At 72.9% G+C, this 17,599-nt stretch carries 12 protein-coding genes, 1 pseudogene and 1 riboswitch; of the genes and pseudogenes, 1 reads left to right on the plus strand and 12 read right to left on the minus strand.

Annotated features, from left to right (window positions below):
* Positions 1 to 89 precede the first annotated feature (89 nt).
* From lanKC to ACIQNG_RS26975, 9 genes are all read right to left on the minus strand, one after another.
* Complete coding sequence (lanKC, locus tag ACIQNG_RS26935) at positions 90 to 2,702, minus strand: class III lanthionine synthetase LanKC (RefSeq protein ID WP_401488560.1); 2,613 nt, start codon at positions 2,700 to 2,702, stop codon at positions 90 to 92.
* A gap of 382 nt (positions 2,703 to 3,084) precedes the next feature.
* A complete protein-coding gene (locus ACIQNG_RS26940) occupies positions 3,085 to 4,116 on the minus strand; it encodes a LacI family DNA-binding transcriptional regulator (RefSeq protein ID WP_401488526.1) in 1,032 nt (343 codons plus the stop codon).
* A 20-nt stretch (positions 4,117 to 4,136) separates the two neighbouring features.
* Positions 4,137 to 5,060, minus strand: a complete 924-nt coding sequence (locus tag ACIQNG_RS26945) for an ROK family protein (protein ID WP_401488528.1) — start codon at positions 5,058 to 5,060, stop codon at positions 4,137 to 4,139.
* Positions 5,061 to 5,178: 118 nt separating this feature from the next.
* Entirely contained in the window at positions 5,179 to 6,873 is a 1,695-nt protein-coding gene (locus tag ACIQNG_RS26950; RefSeq protein WP_401488530.1) for a class I mannose-6-phosphate isomerase, read from the minus strand.
* 132 nt (positions 6,874 to 7,005) lie between these two features.
* A complete protein-coding gene (locus ACIQNG_RS26955; RefSeq protein ID WP_401488532.1) occupies positions 7,006 to 10,350 on the minus strand; it encodes a glycoside hydrolase family 38 C-terminal domain-containing protein in 3,345 nt (1,114 codons plus the stop codon).
* A gap of 28 nt (positions 10,351 to 10,378) precedes the next feature.
* Positions 10,379 to 11,191 (minus strand): carbohydrate ABC transporter permease, encoded by an 813-nt coding sequence (locus tag ACIQNG_RS26960; RefSeq protein ID WP_401435573.1) that lies wholly within the window; start codon positions 11,189 to 11,191, stop codon positions 10,379 to 10,381.
* 30 nt (positions 11,192 to 11,221) lie between these two features.
* Positions 11,222 to 12,208: a carbohydrate ABC transporter permease gene (locus tag ACIQNG_RS26965; protein WP_401488534.1), complete on the minus strand. Its 987-nt coding sequence runs from the start codon at positions 12,206 to 12,208 to the stop codon at positions 11,222 to 11,224.
* Entirely contained in the window at positions 12,205 to 13,374 is a 1,170-nt protein-coding gene (locus ACIQNG_RS26970; protein WP_401435568.1) for an ABC transporter substrate-binding protein, read from the minus strand. The genes ACIQNG_RS26965 and ACIQNG_RS26970 overlap by 4 nt, the downstream gene beginning before the upstream one ends.
* 615 nt (positions 13,375 to 13,989) lie before the next feature.
* Entirely contained in the window at positions 13,990 to 14,871 is an 882-nt protein-coding gene (locus ACIQNG_RS26975) for a DMT family transporter (RefSeq protein WP_401435565.1), read from the minus strand.
* Between the two features lie 19 nt (positions 14,872 to 14,890).
* On the opposite strand from ACIQNG_RS26975, the gene ACIQNG_RS26980 reads away from it, so the two are divergent.
* Positions 14,891 to 15,415, plus strand: a complete 525-nt coding sequence (locus ACIQNG_RS26980) for a MarR family winged helix-turn-helix transcriptional regulator (RefSeq protein WP_401488536.1) — start codon at positions 14,891 to 14,893, stop codon at positions 15,413 to 15,415.
* 34 nt (positions 15,416 to 15,449) lie between these two features.
* On the opposite strand, the gene ACIQNG_RS26985 is transcribed toward ACIQNG_RS26980, so the two are convergent.
* The 3 genes and pseudogenes from ACIQNG_RS26985 to ACIQNG_RS26995 form a co-directional block, all read right to left on the minus strand.
* Positions 15,450 to 16,151: a (2Fe-2S)-binding protein gene (locus ACIQNG_RS26985; RefSeq protein ID WP_401488538.1), complete on the minus strand. Its 702-nt coding sequence runs from the start codon at positions 16,149 to 16,151 to the stop codon at positions 15,450 to 15,452.
* A 145-nt stretch (positions 16,152 to 16,296) separates the two neighbouring features.
* A complete protein-coding gene (locus ACIQNG_RS26990; RefSeq protein ID WP_401435556.1) occupies positions 16,297 to 16,635 on the minus strand; it encodes a (2Fe-2S) ferredoxin domain-containing protein in 339 nt (112 codons plus the stop codon).
* A 349-nt stretch (positions 16,636 to 16,984) separates the two neighbouring features.
* Positions 16,985 to 17,108, minus strand: a riboswitch (cobalamin riboswitch).
* 53 nt (positions 17,109 to 17,161) lie between these two features.
* Positions 17,162 to 17,599, minus strand: a pseudogene (locus ACIQNG_RS26995) (hypothetical protein); the annotation flags it as partial.

Genomic DNA, 17,599 nt, shown 5'->3' on the forward strand with positions numbered 1-17,599 from the left:
CATGCTCCTTTTTTCGCGGGGACGTTTCTTCTGGGTGGTGCGACCCTCCGCCGGGGCAGGCTGTGACGCCCGGTCCAGGCAGTGGGCGTCTAGGGGGTTCCTCCGAGCGGCGGGAGGAACGGGAGGCAGACCGGGCCGTCGTCGGCGAGCGCGGCGCCGAGGGCGAGCAGGCAGCCGGCGGTGCCGGTGGACAGGTCCATCGAGCGGCGCATCATCTGCTCGCCGGGGAAGGCGAGTTCGCCGGCGTACGGGGTGGCTTCGAGGTTCATCAGCCCGATGTGCCGGTCGATGACGTGGCGGCGCTCGGCGGGGTCGCCGACCTGGGTGCGGGCGAGATGGAGGACGAGTCCTCCGATCCCGCGGTACAGGGCGGGCTGGATGTAGAAGCGGGAGCGCAGTGCCGGTTCGATGGCCTCGCGGGCGGCGGTGAGGCCGTCGTCGGGGCGGTGGGTCAGGTAGTCGTCGAGGACGAGGGCCACTCCGGCGCTTCCGGCCCCGAGGTACGGCATGAGCCGTCTGCCCTCGATCACGTGGAGTCCGCCGCCGGGTGCGTGTTTGCAGCGGTCCAGGTCGCGGCGGAGGGCGGTCGCCGCGAGGTCGAGCAGGGCGGGGTCGCCGGTGGCCTCGTAGCGGCGGACGAAGAGCAGGGCGAGGCCGGTGGCGCCGTGCAGCAGGCCGGTGCGGGACGACGGCGGGCCGTCGGTGAGGGCGTGGGCGGCGCGTCGGACGCAGCGGTCGGCGGCGGAGGTCAGTTCGGCGGCCTCGGAGCCGCTCGCGGTGGCCGCGAGGTCGTACAGGGCGAGGGCGATCCCGGCGAGTCCGCCGTGCAGGTCGGGCGGGAGGTGCTCCAGGGGCTGGCGGACGACCAGGTGGGCCAGTTCCGCCGCCTGGGCGTGGTGGCCGAGTCGGTCCAGGGTCCAGGCGATTCCGGCGAGGCCGTCGTGGAAGCCGGGCGGGGTGCCGGGGGCGGGTGACTTCACCCGGTCCAGGAGCCATTCCAGGGCTTCGGGGCAGGCGGGGGCGCCGGTCTCGTGGAGGGCGTAGAGCACTCCGGCCGCGCCGTGGCCGAAGCACTGGCCGCCCGCCGGGTTGGCGAACTGGGCGATGTCACCGGGGAAGCAGCGGTCGGTGCGGTCGGGTGTGAGGGAGGCGGCGATGGCGCGGGCCATGGAGTCGCGACTGCGGGGCCAGTCGTCGGCCTCGGGTGCCTGGGGCCGGTCCGCGGGCGGGGGCGCGGTGGGCAGGATCTCCCGTACGGCGGAGAGCAGCGCGGTCTCCGGGACCGGGAAGGTCGCGGCGATGTGGCGGGCCAGGCGGGGTGCGCGGTCGCGGTCCACCATGAAGAGGGTGGTCAGCGGGAGCAGCAGGGCCAGGCGCAGACAGGCGAGGGCGTAGCGGTCGACGGCGGCGCCGGTGCGGTCGGCGGGGGCGACGAAGGCCGGGTTGGCGACGACCTGGTGGCGTCCGTCCTCGGTGATCGGGAACGCGGCCTCGAAGTCGAGGAGCACGACGCGCTCGCCGCCTTCGCCGTGGTCGGCGTGGTCGGCGTGGTCGCCTTCGTCGCTCTCGACGACCATGATGTTGCTCATGTGGAGGTCGCTGAAGACGAGTCCGCGGGCGTGGACCTGGGCGACGGCCCGTTCCACGCGCTCGTGGATGCGTTCCGCCCAGGCCGCGTACTCCGCGAGGTCCTCGGGGGTCGGGGCGGGCAGCGAGAGCGGGTAGCGGCGGGCCATGACGGTGTTCAGGGTGCGGCCGGGTATGTGCTCCATCGCGAGGAAGCGGTGTTCGCCGATGTCGAAGGTGTCCAGCACACGGGGCACGCAGTCCAGTCCGCCGAGTTGCTGGAGCGCGCTGTGCTCGCGGTCGAGCCGGGTGACGGCGTCGGCCTCGTCGGTGCCGAGACCGGCGTAGGGCCGGGCCTCCTTCAGGACGACCCGTTCGCCGGTGCGGGTGTCGTGGGCGAGATAGACGCCGCCGCCGTTGGAGAAGTGCAGGGCGCCCTGGATCTCGTAGGGCATGTCGTGGACGCCGACGGCGGTCCTGGCGTCCAGGTGCGGGCGCAGGAAGGCGGGCGGGGTGACCCAGTCGGGGAGGGTGAAGCGCGGGCCCCGGGGGTCGGGCACGAGGGTGCCGGTGGGGTCCTCGACGGCCTGGACGGGCCGGCCGTCGGTGCCGAGGCAGTAGCGGGCGGCGAAGGCGCCGTAGCGTACGTGGACCGGGCCGTCCCCGATGCGCAGGTCGCTCAGGACGTACGGGCCGTGCTCCCCGGCGAGCAGGGCGGACAGGTCCTGGCACAGGCCGGGGAAGGACTCCTCGTCCGGCGGGTAGACCGTGATGAACTTGCCGCTGCCTGCCCGGTCGGCGTACTTGGCGTTGCGCAGCTTCAGCAGCCGCGGTCCGGGGACGAACTTGTGCGGGACGCCCCGCTCCAGACAGTGGGTGTGCACCCGGCGCAGGATCGACTCGGCGTTGTCGAGGGCGGCGGACACATGGATCTTCCAGCCCTGGGCGGGCAGTGCGGCCCCGGCCGGGAGGTAGGAGAGCCAGTCCCCGGAGCGGCTGGTGGTCCAGCCGTCGGGGACGGGTTCGAGGGCCGGGGCGTACAGGGCGGCGTCCGGGAGGTCCGCGTCGGCCAGGCGCTGCGGTGCGTCGTAGAAGTCACCGTCGCTCTGGCAGTACGCGCCGTACTCCGGATTCAACTCGCCCTCCTCCATGGTCATGGCCACTGCGGCTCGACCTGCATGACGTTTCCAGTGATCTCCGGGGCGGCACAGTCCCCGATGTCATGTCTCATGGGTGGGGTTCGCACATGACGCCTGCGTCTGGCCGACCGTGCCGTCCGCACGGGGACGGGCGGGGCGCGGGAGGCCCACGAGGCGTGTTCGCACGCGGGTCCGGCGGCGCGGGACCATCTCGTTCGTGAGATGTTCGAGGAGGAGTTCGGCACGCCGGAGCGGAGCATCAGTCACGGCAGGGCGCTCCCGACGTACGCACCTGGAGTTCGCCGTTCGAGGCGGAACCCACCGGGACTCGGCCCGGCCGGGCCGGACCGGAGGACCGCCGCGTTCGGCCCGGGGTCTGTCAGGGTGCCCGGGGGGTGGGCGGGCCGTAGTGCACGAGCCGGGTGGGGATGACGGTGCGGCGGGCCTTGCGCCGGGTGCCGCCCTCGCGGATCCGGGAGATGAGCAGGCGGCCCGCCTCGCGGCCCAGTTCGTCGGTGTCGTAGGCGACCAGGGTGAGGGGCAGGCCGAGGGCGTCGGCGAGTTCGAAGTCGTCGAAGCCGGCGAGGGCGGTGGGGGTGCCCGCGTCCCGGACGGCGCGGAAGGCCCCGATGGTGTTGCGGTTGTTGGAGCAGAACAGGGCCGTCGGAGGGTCGGCCAGGGCGAGCAGCCCGGCGGCGGCGACCGCCGCCTCGTCGGCCTGCTGCTGGCCCAGGCGAACGAGGGCGGCGTCGACGGGCAGTCCTGCGGCACTCAGGGCGTCGGTGAAGCCGCGCAGCCGCTCGGTGCCGGTGTAGACGGCGGGTGGTGAGCCGAGGAAGCCGACCCGGCGGTGGCCGGCGTCGAGCAGGCGCTCGGTAGCGGCGCGGGCGCCTCCGTAGTCGTCCACGAGGACGCAGTCGGCGTGGAAGCCGCCGGGCGGGCGGCTGGCGACGACGACGGGGACGCCCTCGGTCGCGGCGGCGGCCAGATGCCGCTGGTCGGCCTCGGCGGGGACCGCGATGATGCCGTCCACGCGGCGGGCGACCAGGTCCTCGACCAGGCTCCGTTCGGCGTCGGGGTCCTGGCCGGTGTTGCCGATCACCGTCTTCAGACCGTGCTCGGCGAGGACCGAGTCGACGCCGAGGGCGAGCCGTGAGTAGAAGGGGTTGGCGAGGTTGGTGACGACCACGCCGACCAAGCCGGTGCCGCTGCCCAGCCGCAGGCTGCGGGCCACCTCGTTGCGGCGGTAGCCGAGTGCGGCGACGGCCGCCCTGACCCGTGCCGCCGTCGCGGGCAGCACCTTGGGGTCGTCGCGCAGCACGCGGGAGACGGTCATCGCGCTGACCTCCGCGCGCTCCGCGACGTCCCGCAGGGTCGGCTGCGGGGTGTTCGGCCCGTTCGTCTCCGCCATGCTGTCGCCGGGGCCCTTCTTCAGTCTCTTGCGTTCCGGATGCCGGCCTCCATGGTGCCGGTGCGGGGGCCGGCCGCGCGGGCCGCGCCGATGAGCGCGGCGTGCCCGTCGAGGACGGCCGGTTCCACCGCACGAGTATGCCGTGTGCCCGGCGGGCCGGGCGGCCGGTTCCAGGCCGTGAGGCCGGTGTGCAGGGCGGGTGCGACAAGGTCCCACGAGTGGGCCATGGACCCGCCCACGACCAGCGCGCTCGCGCCGAAGGCGTGCAGGCGGGGGCCGAGTTCGGCGCCCAGCGCGGTGAAGGCCCGGGTCAGCACCCGCCGGGCCCGCTCCTCCCCCGCGCGGGCGCGTTCCGCGATGTGGTGCACATCGGCGTCCGGGTCCGCGTACCGGGCGCGGATGGCGCGGCGGGAGACCGTCTCCTCCAGGGGTCTGCCGTCGACCTCGGTGAGGTCCATACGGCCCTCGGGCGGGACGCCGGGCCCCGACGTGCGGACGCGGCCCCGGGCCAGGAAGGCGGAGCCGACACCGGTGCCGAGGGTGATCCCGACGACGCGGCGGTGGCCGCGGGCGGCTCCCGCGGTCCACTCGCCGATCAGGAAGGCATGGGCGTCGTTGAGGAACACCACGTCGGCGGGGTGACCGGGCAGCCCGTCCAGGAGGGCGGCACGCAGGTCGAGGCCGTTGAGGGCGTCGAACTTGCCGACGTCCGCGAACAGGGCGATGCCCTTGGAGTAGTCGAACGGCCCGGGTATCGCCACGCCCCACCGCGCTCCCGGGGGGACGTGGAGTGCGCGGGCGCAGCGCAGGACGGTGCCGAGGACGGCGGCGGCGCTGCCCTGCGCGTCGAGCGGTCGGCGCGTCTGACCCGTCACCCGGCTCGCGTCGGGGGTGACGAGGGCGGCGGTGACATGGGTGCCGCCGATCTCCAGCACGGGGATCACGGCGTCTCCGGCAGGGGGGTCACGGGAGTCTCCGGCGCGGGGGGCATGGGGGTCTCCGGCACGGGCATCGGCTGCGTCTGCGTCTGCGGCAGGGGGCATGGCAGCTCCGGGAGGGATGTCATCGTACGAGTGCCTTCACCACCAGGACCGGTGCGTCGCCCTTGGCACGCAGGGTGTAGCGGCCCGCGGCGGCGGGGACGGTGAGGGTCTCCGCGCCGTGGAGGTCGTGGATGTGGCCGGCCTCCGTCTCCAGGGTCACTCCCTCGCCCTGGGCGACGTTGAGGACGTGGAACCGTCCCCGGGTGTGGTCGTCGGCCCGTGCCCCGGGGTCCAGGACGAAGCGTCTGACCTCGTAGAACATCTCGTCGAGGGCGCCGATGACCTCCTCGCGCCAGCCGGTGCCCTCGCGCAGGGTGCGGGGTTCCTGGACCAGGGTGCGGGCGACGGCGTCGCCGCGCCGGTCGGTGTCGAGGTTGGCGAAGCCGTGCTCGTAGGGCAGGGGGCGGGGGTTGCCGTCGGTGCCGGGGCGCAGCCAGTCGTAGAACCGCAGGCTGTACAGGTACGGCGTGGCGCTGATCTCCAGGACGAGGTTGCCGGCGCCGCTGGAGTGCGGGGTGCCCGCGGGGATCAGGTAGAGCCTGCCCTGTTCGGCGGGGAAGGTGAGCACATGGTCCTCGGGGTCCATGGGGACGGCCTCGGTGACGGCTCGGTGGACCTCCTTGCGGAAGGTGTCGGGGTCGGCGTCCTCCCGCAGCCCGAGGTAGACCAGGGAGCCGGGGGTGGTGAGGGTGAGGTAGTAGGTCTCGTGCTGGGTGTAGGGCCAGCCGAACCGCTCCCTCATGTAGGGCTCTTTGGGGTGGCAGTGCACCGAGAGGTTGCCGCCGCCGACGGTGTCGAGGTAGTCGAAGCGGATCGGGAAGGAGGTGCCGTACCGGGCGTGCACCTCGGGGCCGAGCACGCTGTGCGGTTCCAGGACGCACAGGAGTTGGAAGGGGACCTCGGCCTGGGCGTCCGGGCCGGTGCCGATGAGGATGCCCGCTTCGGGGGCGATGAGTTCGTAGCCGAGGGCGGTGTTGCGTCCGCCGGGGTCGAAGCCGAGTGCGCGCCGGGCCCAGTGGCCGCCCCAGGGCGTGGAGTTGAAGTAGGGGCGGGTGCGCACGGGCCGGCGGGCGAGGGCGGCGTAGGTGGCGCGCAGCCCGTCGCCGTCGATCCAGGTCGGCCGGTCGGGGTCCTGGACGTCGAGCCAGCCGTCGATCCGGGGGGCGAGCGCGTCGCGGTGCCGGTCGAGCATCGGCCAGTCGATGTAGAACAGCCGCCGCGGGTCGGACTCCTCCCCGGGCAGGCCGAGGTTGATGCCCCGGGTTCCGGCGGCGACGGCCGCCTCGGCGTACCGCTTGGGTGTGTCGGCGTACCAGAGGACGTCGTGCGGGAGGAGGGCCGCGCCGGGACCGTGGACGAGCAGGAGTCCCTCCCGCGGCCGGGTGACGGGCGGGAGATGGTCGAAGAGGTCGTCGAGGGGATTGGTGGCGAGCTTGCTGTAGTAGGGGTCGTCACGGGACGCGGGGTGCTCGGTGCGGTCGCGTACCTCGTGGGGCGGGGCGTAGTGGCCGCGTACGTCGAGACGGGCGACGGGGGTGCCCCGGACGGTGAGTTCGCGGCCGAGGCGGTCCCCGAGTTCCTCCCAGTCGACGGACGGGGGTCCCTCGACGGCGACCACCACCGGGCCGTCGGGGAGCGCGGCGGCCACCGCCCGCCAGCCCGTGCGGAGGACGGCCTGGGGGGCGGGGGCGTAGCGGGGGTCGAGCCGGTACACGCTTTCTCCTTCTGCGGGACGGGGGCTTGACGTGGGGGTGGGCGGTACGTGTGGGGGGGGCGGGGGGCGGTGTTGGGTGGTCTGTGCGGGCGGTCTGTGCGGGCGGTGTGTGCGGGCGGTGTGTGCGGTTCTTCAGGGGCGCTCGAAGCGGACCGCGGTGGTGCCGTGGGCGGGGAGGTCGACGGTGACCTGTCCGTCCCGGACGGCGAGTGTGTCTCGTGTGCGGCCGAGGTAGTCGGCGGTGTGGGCGCCGGTGACGGGGAAGAGGGCGCGCACCGGGCAGCGGACGGGTTCCTCGGCGAAGGACTGGAGCCGCAGCAGGACGGTGCCGTCGGCATCGGGTGTGGTGGCGCCGACGAGGCGGACGCGCGGGTCGCCGATCTCGGCGAAGGCGAGCCCGGCGGGGGCGTCGGCGGACTCGGGGCCGCGGGCGCGCACGGCGTGCAGCGGGCGGGCGAGTCCGGCGGAGGTGCGCGGGCCGAGGCCGGTGGCGTCGGCGGCGCAGGACAGGCTGTAGCGGAAGGTGAACTCGAACGCCTGGCTGCTGGGGAAGTTGGTGTCCCAGAGGTTGTTGTGGATCCAGGAGAAGACGGTGGCGGGTTCGTCGTGGCCGAGGGTCTTGGGGAACGGCGCGTACGGCAGGGCGATGTTGCCGAACTGCACGAGCGGGGCGTCCTGAGTGGCCCAGGCGACGGCGAGACCGTCGTCGGCCAGGGTGATCCAACGCCGTACGGCGCGCATGTGGAGGGCGGAGCCGGGGACGACGGGCAGTCCGGTGCCGGTGGCGCCGCCGGATGCCTCCATGCGGACGGTCGGGGCGTCGAAGGCGAAGGGGAACGCGAAGTAGGCGCTCTCCTTGCCGAGGGTGTGGTCCTTGTCGACGCGGTTCTCGATGTCGAGCCGGGCCACGCCGTGCGGCAGGGTGAGGGTGGTGCGCACCCGTTCGGCGCCGATCGGGCGGGTCTCGTAGGTGAGGGTCTCGGCGGTGACGGTGGTCCGGCGGGCGATGAGCGCGGCGGGCGGGGCCACGGCACGGCTGCCGAGGTGTTCGAGGCGGTCGGAGGCGGTGGTGCGGCTGGAGTTGTGGTTGAAGGCTCCGGCGGTGGTGTAGCGGTCGTGGACATAGGCGTTGAAGCCGGCGATCGCGTCGGCGCGGACGAGTTCACGGCCGGTGGCCTTGTCGGTGACGGAGGCGATGCAGGCGCGGGCGAGGTCGACGCGGACGGCGAGGTGCTCGTTCTCCAGGAGCAGCGGGTCGGCGCGCGCGTGGGCCGCGGCGGCGGTCTCGGCGGGGTCCTCCTGTTCGGTGCCGCCGGTGGGGTTCCAGCCGGTGGCGGCCTTCAGGGAGGTGGCCTGGGTGGCCCGGGTGTCTTCCGCGGCCTGGGTGGCCTGGGTGTCTTCCGCGGCCTCGGCGACCTCGGTGCCTTCCGTGCCTTCCGTGCCGACGCTGCCCTCCGTGCTCACGCTGCCTTCCGTGGCCTCCGTACCCTCCGCGCCCTCCGTGTCCTCGTGGGTGTGGCCGTCGGTCGTGGGGGTGTGCCGGAGGTCGAGGCGGACGGAGCCCGCCGCCGGGACGTCCGCCACCCGGACCAGCAGGAAGCGGCCCGCGTCGCGGTGTTCCTCGTTGCTCTGGGCGCGTTCCTCGTGGTCGAGGCGGGCGCCGGTACGGGCGTCGTGGACGGCGACGGGCTGCTCCAGCGGGACGCTGGACTCCGGGAGGAAGAGGGTCACCACGTCGGTACGCGGCCAGGAGCAGGTGTTGACGACATGGAAGGCGGCGAGGGCCCCGGTGGGGCGGGGCAGGCGCTGGCCGAGCCGGGCGGCGGCCCGGTCGAGCAGGGAGTGGCCGTCGTCGTGGGCGCGCAGGGCCTGGCCGTACTTCCAGTGCCACTGCTGTTCGCCGGAGTGGCCACCGTGGTCGCCGTGGGTCCAGGGGTCGCCCGCGCCCCAGGTGTGCTCGTCGAAGAGGGAGACGGCCTCGTAGACACCGGCCGCGTCGCGGGTGTCGTCGGCGGCGCCGGACGCGCCGAGGATGCCGGCGAAGGTGCCGAGGGTCTGGGCGTCGGCGACGACGGACTGGGCGGTGCGGGCCATGGACAGGGGGTGGGCGCCGGAGCCGACGCCGTCGACCCACCAGTCGGTCCAGTCGCCCTCGAAGGTCTGGATCGCGTCGCCGAGCCGGGCTTCGGCGTCGGTGAAGAAGTCCTCGTTGCGGGAGAGCCTGAGCTGGGGGTAGGCCCAGGTCTCGTTCCAGCGGCGCACGGTGTCGGCGATGATCCGGCGGGGCGGGGCGTTGTCGCCGAACTTGCCCTGGACGCGCAGATGGAGGATGTCCCAGGGGTAGGGCTCGCGCTTGATCTCGTCCTGGTCCATGGCCCAGCCGAAGACACCGCCGCGGTAGGGGTAGGGGTTGCTGGCGAGTGAGGTGAGGTAGGCGGGGAGCAGATCGTCGACGCTGCCGTAGTCGGTGTCGAAGCCGAGCAGGGGGCCTTCCATGTAGGCGAGTCCGTGCGGGGTGTCGGTGACCCACACGAGGAGGCTGTTGCCGCTGGGCGCGCGCCAGCGGAAGAGGCGGGGCAGCTTCTCACCGCCGACGAGGTGGGGCACCGAGCGGCCGGCCCAGTTGTGGGCGACGGAGAGGTACTTGACCCCGGCGGCGGCGAGGGCGTCGACCAGTCCGACGACGGAGCCGGGGACGTCGGTCTGCATGGCGGAGGTGAAGTCGACGCCGTACTGGTCGCGGACCTCGTGGGCGGAGCGCAGCAGTTCGTGGAGTTCGTCGGTGGAGCAGGTCTCGGTGTGCAGGTTGAACGGCATGGCCGTCAGCTCGATACGGCCCTCGCGCACCCGTCGTACGAACTCCTCGACCTGTTCGGCGGGGCGGGCGGCGGCCCACTGCTGGAAGGACCACAGGGATTCGACGCACCAGCGGAACCGGGACTCGGGCTCCCAGTCGTCGGTGGCGGCGGTCAGCTCCAGGCAGGAGTCCAGGAAGGAGAGGTGTTCGGCGAGGACACGGCCCTGGGGGTCGGTGTAGCCGATGTCCAGGTGGGAGTGGTGGACGAGGTGGAGCGTCCACCGGCGCTGAGGCGTGAGGGTCACCTCAAGCGCCGCAGCGCCGCCCGCACCCTGACTGCCGCTGTCGGCCAGGGTGAGGGCGATCCGCTGTTCGGTGTCGACGGCGGGCAGCAGCAGGCGGACGGAGTTCCCGGGCCCAGGCACGCGTTCGGCGGGCAGGGCCGTGCCGGAGGCGGTGTGTACGGCGAGGCGCTCCGGCGGCGGGGAGCCGTCGGCGGCCTCCACGCGCAGCGACTGGAGCAGTCCGCCGTCCTCGGCCCGGCGCAGCAGTGGTTCCACGGTCAGCCGGAGATCGGCGGAGCCGAGGGGGCCCTCGGCGCTGACGACGGAGGACCGCAGGCTGTCGCGGATGCGGTTGTTGTCCCAGTCGGTGGTGCGGACGAGCGCCCGGGTGGTCATGTGGTTCCTCTCCAGAGTCGCTTGGGGCTCAGCGGGTGGCCGCGGTGATGCCGCGCAGGAACAGGCCGCGGAACACCAGGAAGACGATCAGGGTGGGCAGGGACACGATGAGCGCGCCGGCCAGGATGACGGGCGGGCCGGAGGAGGCGTAGGCGTTGTTGAGGGTCGTGAGGGCCGCCATGACGGGCTGGATGTCGGGGCTGCGGCTGAGGGTGATGCCGAACAGCAGGTCGTTCCAGACGGCGGTGAACTGGAAGATGAACGCGGCGCCCAGACCGGCCCTCATCAGGGGGACGTGGATGCGCCAGAAGATCCGGCGGAAGGAGGCGCCGTCCAGCATGGCCGCCTCGGTGACCTCCGGCGGCATGGTGGTCATCTGGTTGCGGATGAGGAAGAAGGCGAAGGGGACGGCCCAGGCCGCGTAGACGAGCATCAGGCCGAGCCGGGTGTCGTACAGGTTGCCGTCGGCGTACATCCCGAACAGCGGGGCGAGGAACATCTGGAGCGGGAAGAGGGTCCCGGAGTAGATGAGCCAGAACCAGAACGTGGGCTTGGGGAGGGGCAGGACGACGACGGCGAAGGCGGCCATCGCGGCGACGACCACGGCGAACGCGCCGCACACCACGGCGTACAGCAGGGAGCTGAGGAAGCTGTCGCCGATGCCCGCCTCGCTCCAGGCGGTGGAGAGGTTGTCCAGGAGGGCGAAGCCGCGGGGGCTCCAGTCGGGGGTGCCGGTGTACTCGCCGGCGGGGGTGAGGGCGTTGACGGTCAGCAGGTACAGGGGGATCAGCCAGAGCACCACGCAGGCGCTGACGAAGAGGTTGCGCACGGTCCGTCCCATGGGCGGTCGCTCCTTTCCATGGCCGGTGGGTCAGCTCTTGGGGGCGGACGTGCCGGGCATCTGCCGGCGCAGGTACATCCAGGACGAGGCGACGACGATGACGGAGAGCACCAGGGCGATGGCGGAGCCGTAGCCGACGTGGAAGAGGCGGAACGCCTCGCGGTACATGGTCAGGGCGAGGGTCTCGGAGGAGCGGGCGGGGCCGCCCTGGGTGAGGACCCAGATCATGTCGAACGCCTTGAGGCTGTTGACGATGGCCATGCCGACGACGACCACGCTGACGGCCCGCAGTTGGGGCAGGGTGATGTGGCGGAACATCCGCCAGCCGCCGGCGCCGTCGAGTTCGGCGGCTTCCACGGTGTCGCGCGGGATGGCGTTCAGGCCGATCGCGAAGAGCACGACGTTGAGTCCGGTGGCCTGCCAGGTGCTGGCCACGATCATGGAGAGGGTGTTCTGCGGCCACTCCAGCAGCCAGCCCTGGGCGAGGGAGTCCAGGCCGACCGCGCGCAGCACCTCGTTGAGGGCGCCGTCGGTGGTGAGGATGAACTTCCACAGGACGGCGGTGGCGGCGCCGGAGATGGCGTAGGGCAGCACGATGACGAGTTGGGCGAGCCGGCCGAAGCGCATCCGGTGGGTGGCGACGGCGATGGCGAGTCCGGCGGCTACGGGCAGCAGCAGGGTGCCGGCCACCCACATCACGGTGTTCAGCAGCGACCGGCCGAAGATGGGGTCGTCGGCGAGCCGGGTGTAGTTGTCGAGGCCGGTGAAGGAGCTGGTGAAGCCGTTGTCCTCGAAGAGGCTGCCGTAGACGCTGCGGAAGAAGGGGTAGACCAGCAGCACTCCGACGAGGAGGACGGCGGGCAGGGCCCAGGGGATCCCGGTGAGCGGTCCGCCCATGCGGCCCCGGCCGGGCACCTGGTGGGGGGTGCGGGTGGGGATGCCGCGGCGGCGGCCGGTGGCCGGTGGTGCGCTTCGGGCGGGGCTCGCGGGGGCGGGTGCGTGCACGGCGTCGCTCATGTCTGTTCCGCCTCCCGCCACACCTTCCACGCCTCGTCCGCGCGGTCCTGCATGGTCCGTAGCACCCCGCGGTACGAGGAGGGGTCGAGCATGAATCCGGCGAGATCGTCGACGGTGGCCTCGACCAGTTCGGGCGGCCCGAGTTCCCAGAAGCGGTTGAGGAGCCGGACCTTGCGGTCGCGTACGGTTCCGGCGATCCCGGCGATGATCGAGTTGGCGGCGGGGACGGTGGGGTTGGGGCTGCCGTCCTGGAGGGAGTGCGCGAACGCCGTCATGACCCGGGGGTGGGTCCAGGCTCCGGCGGCGCGCAGGGCTTCGGTGCGGTCGGGGCCCTTGACGGTCGAGACGAGGGCGCTGGACTCGAAGATCGTGCTGGGGCGGGCCCCGCCGCTCTGCATCGGCAGTACGAACGCGTCGACCGTACTGCCGGGTTCACCGCCCGCGCCCGCCAGGGTCGAGCCGAGCCAGGTGCCGATCGGCATCATGCCCAGCTTGCCGTGGACGAGGGCGCTCGCTCCCATGGTGTGGTCCATGTCCAGGGAGGTGAACCAGTCCTTGTCGAAGAAGGAGGCGATGGTGCGCATGGCCTGTTCGGTACGGGGGTCGGTGTACCGTTCACGCCCGTTCATCAGGTCCTCGTAGAACTGCGGGTCCTGACGGCTGAGCACCTCCTGGAACCAGATGAACGACGGCCAGCGCCCGGCCGTGGTGCCGTGCAGCGGGGTGATCCCAGCGCTCTTGAGCCGGGCGGCGGCGGTCAGGAAGTCGTCCCAGGTCTCGGGCTTGCGCAGGCCGTTGGCGCGGAAGACCTCGGGGTTGTAGTAGAAGACCCAGTAGGCCAGGTTCATGGGCAGTCCGTAGACCCGGCCCCGGTAGGTGAAGGCGGGGCGCAGCGAGGGGTCGACCCACCCTTTGCCCTCGGCGGTGTCCCACTGGCTGGTCAGGTCGATGATGCCGCCGGTGCGGGCGAGGTCCTGGAGACGGTAGCCGGACCAGTACTTGAGCATGTCCGGGGTCTTGCTGGTGCGCAGGGACGACTTGACGATCTGCTCGAACGACTCCAGCGACGGGATGACCTCGGGGACGAGTTCCACTCCCCCGACCGTGCGCATGGCCTGGCCCGCGGCCTTCATCGGCGCGGCCCACGCCGGGTTGTCGCCGTGCACCCCGACCTTCCCGGCGGGCTGTCCTGCGGCGGTCCCGCAGGCGGTGGCGAACCCGCCGGTCGCGACGGCGACCGCTCCCCCGGTGGCTATGCGGAGGACGGAGCGGCGGGAGGGGCGGGAGGGACGGGAGGGACGGGGAAGGAGCGAGGGAGGGGAGGGAGGGGAGGGAGGGGAGGGGCGGAGAGGGTGCGAGGGACGGGAGGAAGGGAAGGGGTCGGACGCGGGGTCCGGTGTGGCTGAGGTGGTTGAGGTGACTGATGTGCCTGTGCCTGTGTCTGGTGTGACTGAAGCGGCAGACATGGCTGATGTGGCAGGAATGCCAGATGTGGCTGCTGTGGCAGAGGTGCCAGATGTGGCTGGTGTGGTGCCGATGGGTGGGTGACGACCGGACATGGGCGGCTCCCTCGGGGATCTTCCATGGCGTGTTATCGTTAACATGACGTGGAGGGAGCTTCGCGGTGCGGAGCGGTGGATGTCAATGACCGCGACAGAAGAAACTTCCGCCTTCCAGCGACGATCTTGCTGATGACGATGAGAGGGCACGGTCCGCGAGAAGGCGTGACGGTGCGGATACGACCGGCCGGCCACCGCGACCGACGGCGGCGACGCGGCCGGTCAGCCCTCCCGGCGGGCACGGCCCGCACTCCGGGGCCGCCCCAGCACCACCCCGGCCAGGACCAGCGCCAGCCCGCACACCTGCTGAACGGCGAAGGGCTCCCCCGCCACCGCCACGCCGAGCAGCACACCCGTGACGGGGTTGAGGAGTCCGACGAGCCCGACGGTCCCCGAAGGGAGCCGGCGCAGCCCGGCGAACCAGACGACGAAGGCCAGCGCGGTGGCGATCACCGCGACATAGGCGAAGGCGAGGAGCGTCGGGGCGGGGAGTCGGGGCGGAGCCCCCTCCACCAGCGCGGCGACGGGCAGCAGGAACACTCCCCCGGCGGTGAGTTGCCAGGCCGTGGAGGCGAGTATGTCCGTACCGGCGCTCCAGCGCTTGGCCAGGATGTACCCGAAGGACGACACCAGCATGGCCGCGGCCGAGGCGAGGACACCCGGCACACTCACCCCCTCCCCTCCGGTGAGCAGCATCAGACACACCCCGGCGAGACCGATCGCGGCACCGGCGAGATGGGCGCCGCGCGGCCGTTCGGCCACCAGAGGCCAGGCGACCAGCATCATCGCCAGCGGGGACACCGCCATGACGGTCGAGGCGACACTCGTCGGCAGGAGTTGGGAGGCGGCGTACACGAGGACGAAGAACACGCTCATGTTGAGCAGCCCGAGCACGGCGGACCGCCACCACCAGGCACCCCGCGGGAGCTTGCGGGCTATCGCCAGCAGGACCAGCCCGGCGGGCAGCGCCCGCAGTGCGGCGCCGTAGAGCGGGCTGTCGGCCGGGAGGTAGGCATGGGTGACGTAGTAGTTGGTCCCCCATGCCACCGGTGCGATCGCGGTCAGCGCCACCCAGCGCGCGGCACCCTGCGCATTGTCTTCCATGGAAGGTAATGTACCTTCCATGGAAGACACCTCGAAGGACGACGGTTCCGGGCGACCGCCGGACCATGTGGCCCGCATCCAGGCCGACTGGCGTCGGGAGCGGCCGGATGTCGACGTGGGCCCGCAGGGGGTGATCGGCCGGCTGCACCGGCTCGCCGACCGGCTCACCGAGGAACTCACCCTCGTCTACGGTCGTCACGGCCTCGGCGAGGGCGAGTTCGACGTGCTGTGCGCGCTGCGGCGGGCCGGGGAGCCGTATGAGCGGGCGCCCGGGGAACTGGCCGCGCACACCATGGTCACCACCGGGGCGATGACCAAGCGGATCGACCGGTTGGAGCGGGCCGGACTGGTCACCCGGCGGCGTTCCGGCGACGACCAGCGCGGGCGGATCGTCGCGCTGACCACACCCGGCCGCCAGTTGATCGACCGGGCGTTCACCGACCACATGCGCAACGAGCGTCGACTGCTGGGGCTGCTGGAACCGACGGAGGCCGAGGCGCTCGAAGGGCTGCTGACGGTGTGGCTCGGGCGGCTGGAGTCATGACCTCGGGGTCGGCGACCCGGCCGCCGCTCCGGCCTCAGTCGGCCAGACAGCAGTCTCCGCACTTCGCGCCGGTCGGCGTGCGGTAGTACAGACAGCAGCTGCGGCGACGGAAGTCCAGGTCCGGGCTGGTGAGGCGCCCCGTACCGGCGAGGCGTCCGGTGGCGAGCAGTCGGGTCGTGAGGTCGGTGAGCCGATCGCGCAGAGCCGGGTCGAGATCGAGCAGGGCCCGGCCCGCCTCGGCGAGCGCGGAGCCGGCGTTGCCGTCGAGCAGCCGGGGGGCGACCTTGATGTCGAGTCCGGCGGCGAGGGCGTGCAGGTGACCCATCACCTGGTCGCCCAGGACGGCGGTGGCGTCGGGGAGTCGGTCGGCGTACCAGCCCGCGGGGCGGGGCAGCCGGAGCGCGGGGCCGTCGTCCGCCCGCTGCAACTCCGTCAGGTCCGGGACGATGCCGTGCAGCAGGGTGCAGGCCAGTACGGGTGACCAGAGGCGTGCCGCGTGACCGAGGTGGGCGATGGAGACACCGATGCGGAGTTCGCCGGTGTCGTAGCGGGCGGCGACCCGGTGGGCCAGGTCGGTGAAACCGCGGGCGTAGGAGTCGGCGAGGGGGTGCCACCCGTCGTCGGGGCCGCCGACGCGCAGCGCGAAGAAGCCGCCCCGGGCCGCGACGGAGTCGAGCGCGGCGGCCACGGCGGGGGCGGGGGCCCGGGCCGAGCCGTACATGACCGAGTCAGGCATGGGGTCCTCTCGGTGTCCGTGAGGGGCGGGGCGGTTCTGGGGTCCGGCCGGGGGCGCGGCCCGGCGCGGGTCAAACCGGATCAGATCCGGTCCGGTCAGATCGGGTCGGGTCGGGTCGGGTCGGGTCAGTCAGTCAGTCAGTCAGTCAGAGCGTGGTGCGGCGTGGTGGAGTGAAGGTGTAGAGGTCGAGGATCTCCGGGAGCGCGGCCACGCCGGGGCCGCCGGCGCGGACCCAGGTGAGGATGTCCTCGGTGGCGTCGGGGTCGTTGACCAGCCCCAGCCACACCGGCCGACCGCCCGCGGCCCGTCCCGCCGCGGAGGGTTGTACGACGATGACGTTGGCCTGGTCGCAGACGTCGAGGCACGCGGAGATCCGCACGGGCGCCCCGGCCCTCAACCGGGCGGTCTGGTCCGCGTGATCGACGCCGGTCACCTTGGGGCTGCCGCAGCAGCAGTCACGGCAGACGACGACCCGGCACGGCACCGCTTCGGCCGTACGGCCTTCGGGCTCCCGGAGTTCCGTCGCGCGGGGTTCCGTCGCCTGGAGTTCCGTCGCGCGGGCTTCCGTCGCACGGGCTTCCGTCGCCCGGAGTACCGTCGCTCGGGCTTCCGTCGCGCGGGGTTCCTTCGCCCGGAGTTCCGTCGCCCGCGGTTCCCTCGCGCCAGGTACCGGCGTCGCGGTCCGGGTCGCCGTCGTCGCCGGCCGGGTCGTCGTCCCGGAACCCGTGTCCGCCCGCTCGCCGGAGGTCGTTCCGGCCGGAGTTGTGGCCATGCCACGCCCCTCCCCTCCCGGGGAGATCCGCCCCGGTGTCGCATCGAGGAGGCGACGGAGTGAGTCATCTGGCTCTCGGTGAGTGCCGCCTTCCTGACCTCCTGCCCCTCGCGGGGCGGGGGCCGGTCGGGCCGCGCTCGCCGATCACAGTGGCGGGACCGCGCCGGATTCGCACCGGCTTCCTCGGACCTCCGTCGCCTGATTGCCGATCATCATCTCACCCGGGGTCCGGGGCCCTTCACTCGGTCTCCTCGGCGTGCGGGCCGGTCGTGGTCGGCTCGGTGGGGCGTTCGCGTCCGCCGTCGTTCCCGGAGGCGACGACGACGATCAGCCCCACGACCACCGCCGCGGCGGCCACCCGCCCCACGGCCCGCAACCCCCACGCAGGCCACGCGCTCCTCCCCCGCCCGCTCCCGCCCGGTGAGGCGAGCCGCTCCGAGCGCCGGGCCGGACTCAGCAACCGCACCAGCAACAGCACCGCCACCGGCAGCTGAAGCACCCACAGCACCGTGCGCGGCCACTCCCCGTACCAGACGTTCGTCCCGTACAGCAGCGTGTGCCACACACTCAGCACATACACCACGATGACGAACCGGTGCAGCCGCCGCCAGGTGTTCGCGCCGATACGGTGACGGGCGTAGAACAGCAGACCCAGCGGGACCGCGAGGTACAGGGC

The sequence above is a fragment of the Streptomyces sp. NPDC091377 genome (assembly GCF_044757045.1).
In the GTDB taxonomy this organism is placed as follows: domain Bacteria; phylum Actinomycetota; class Actinomycetes; order Streptomycetales; family Streptomycetaceae; genus Streptomyces.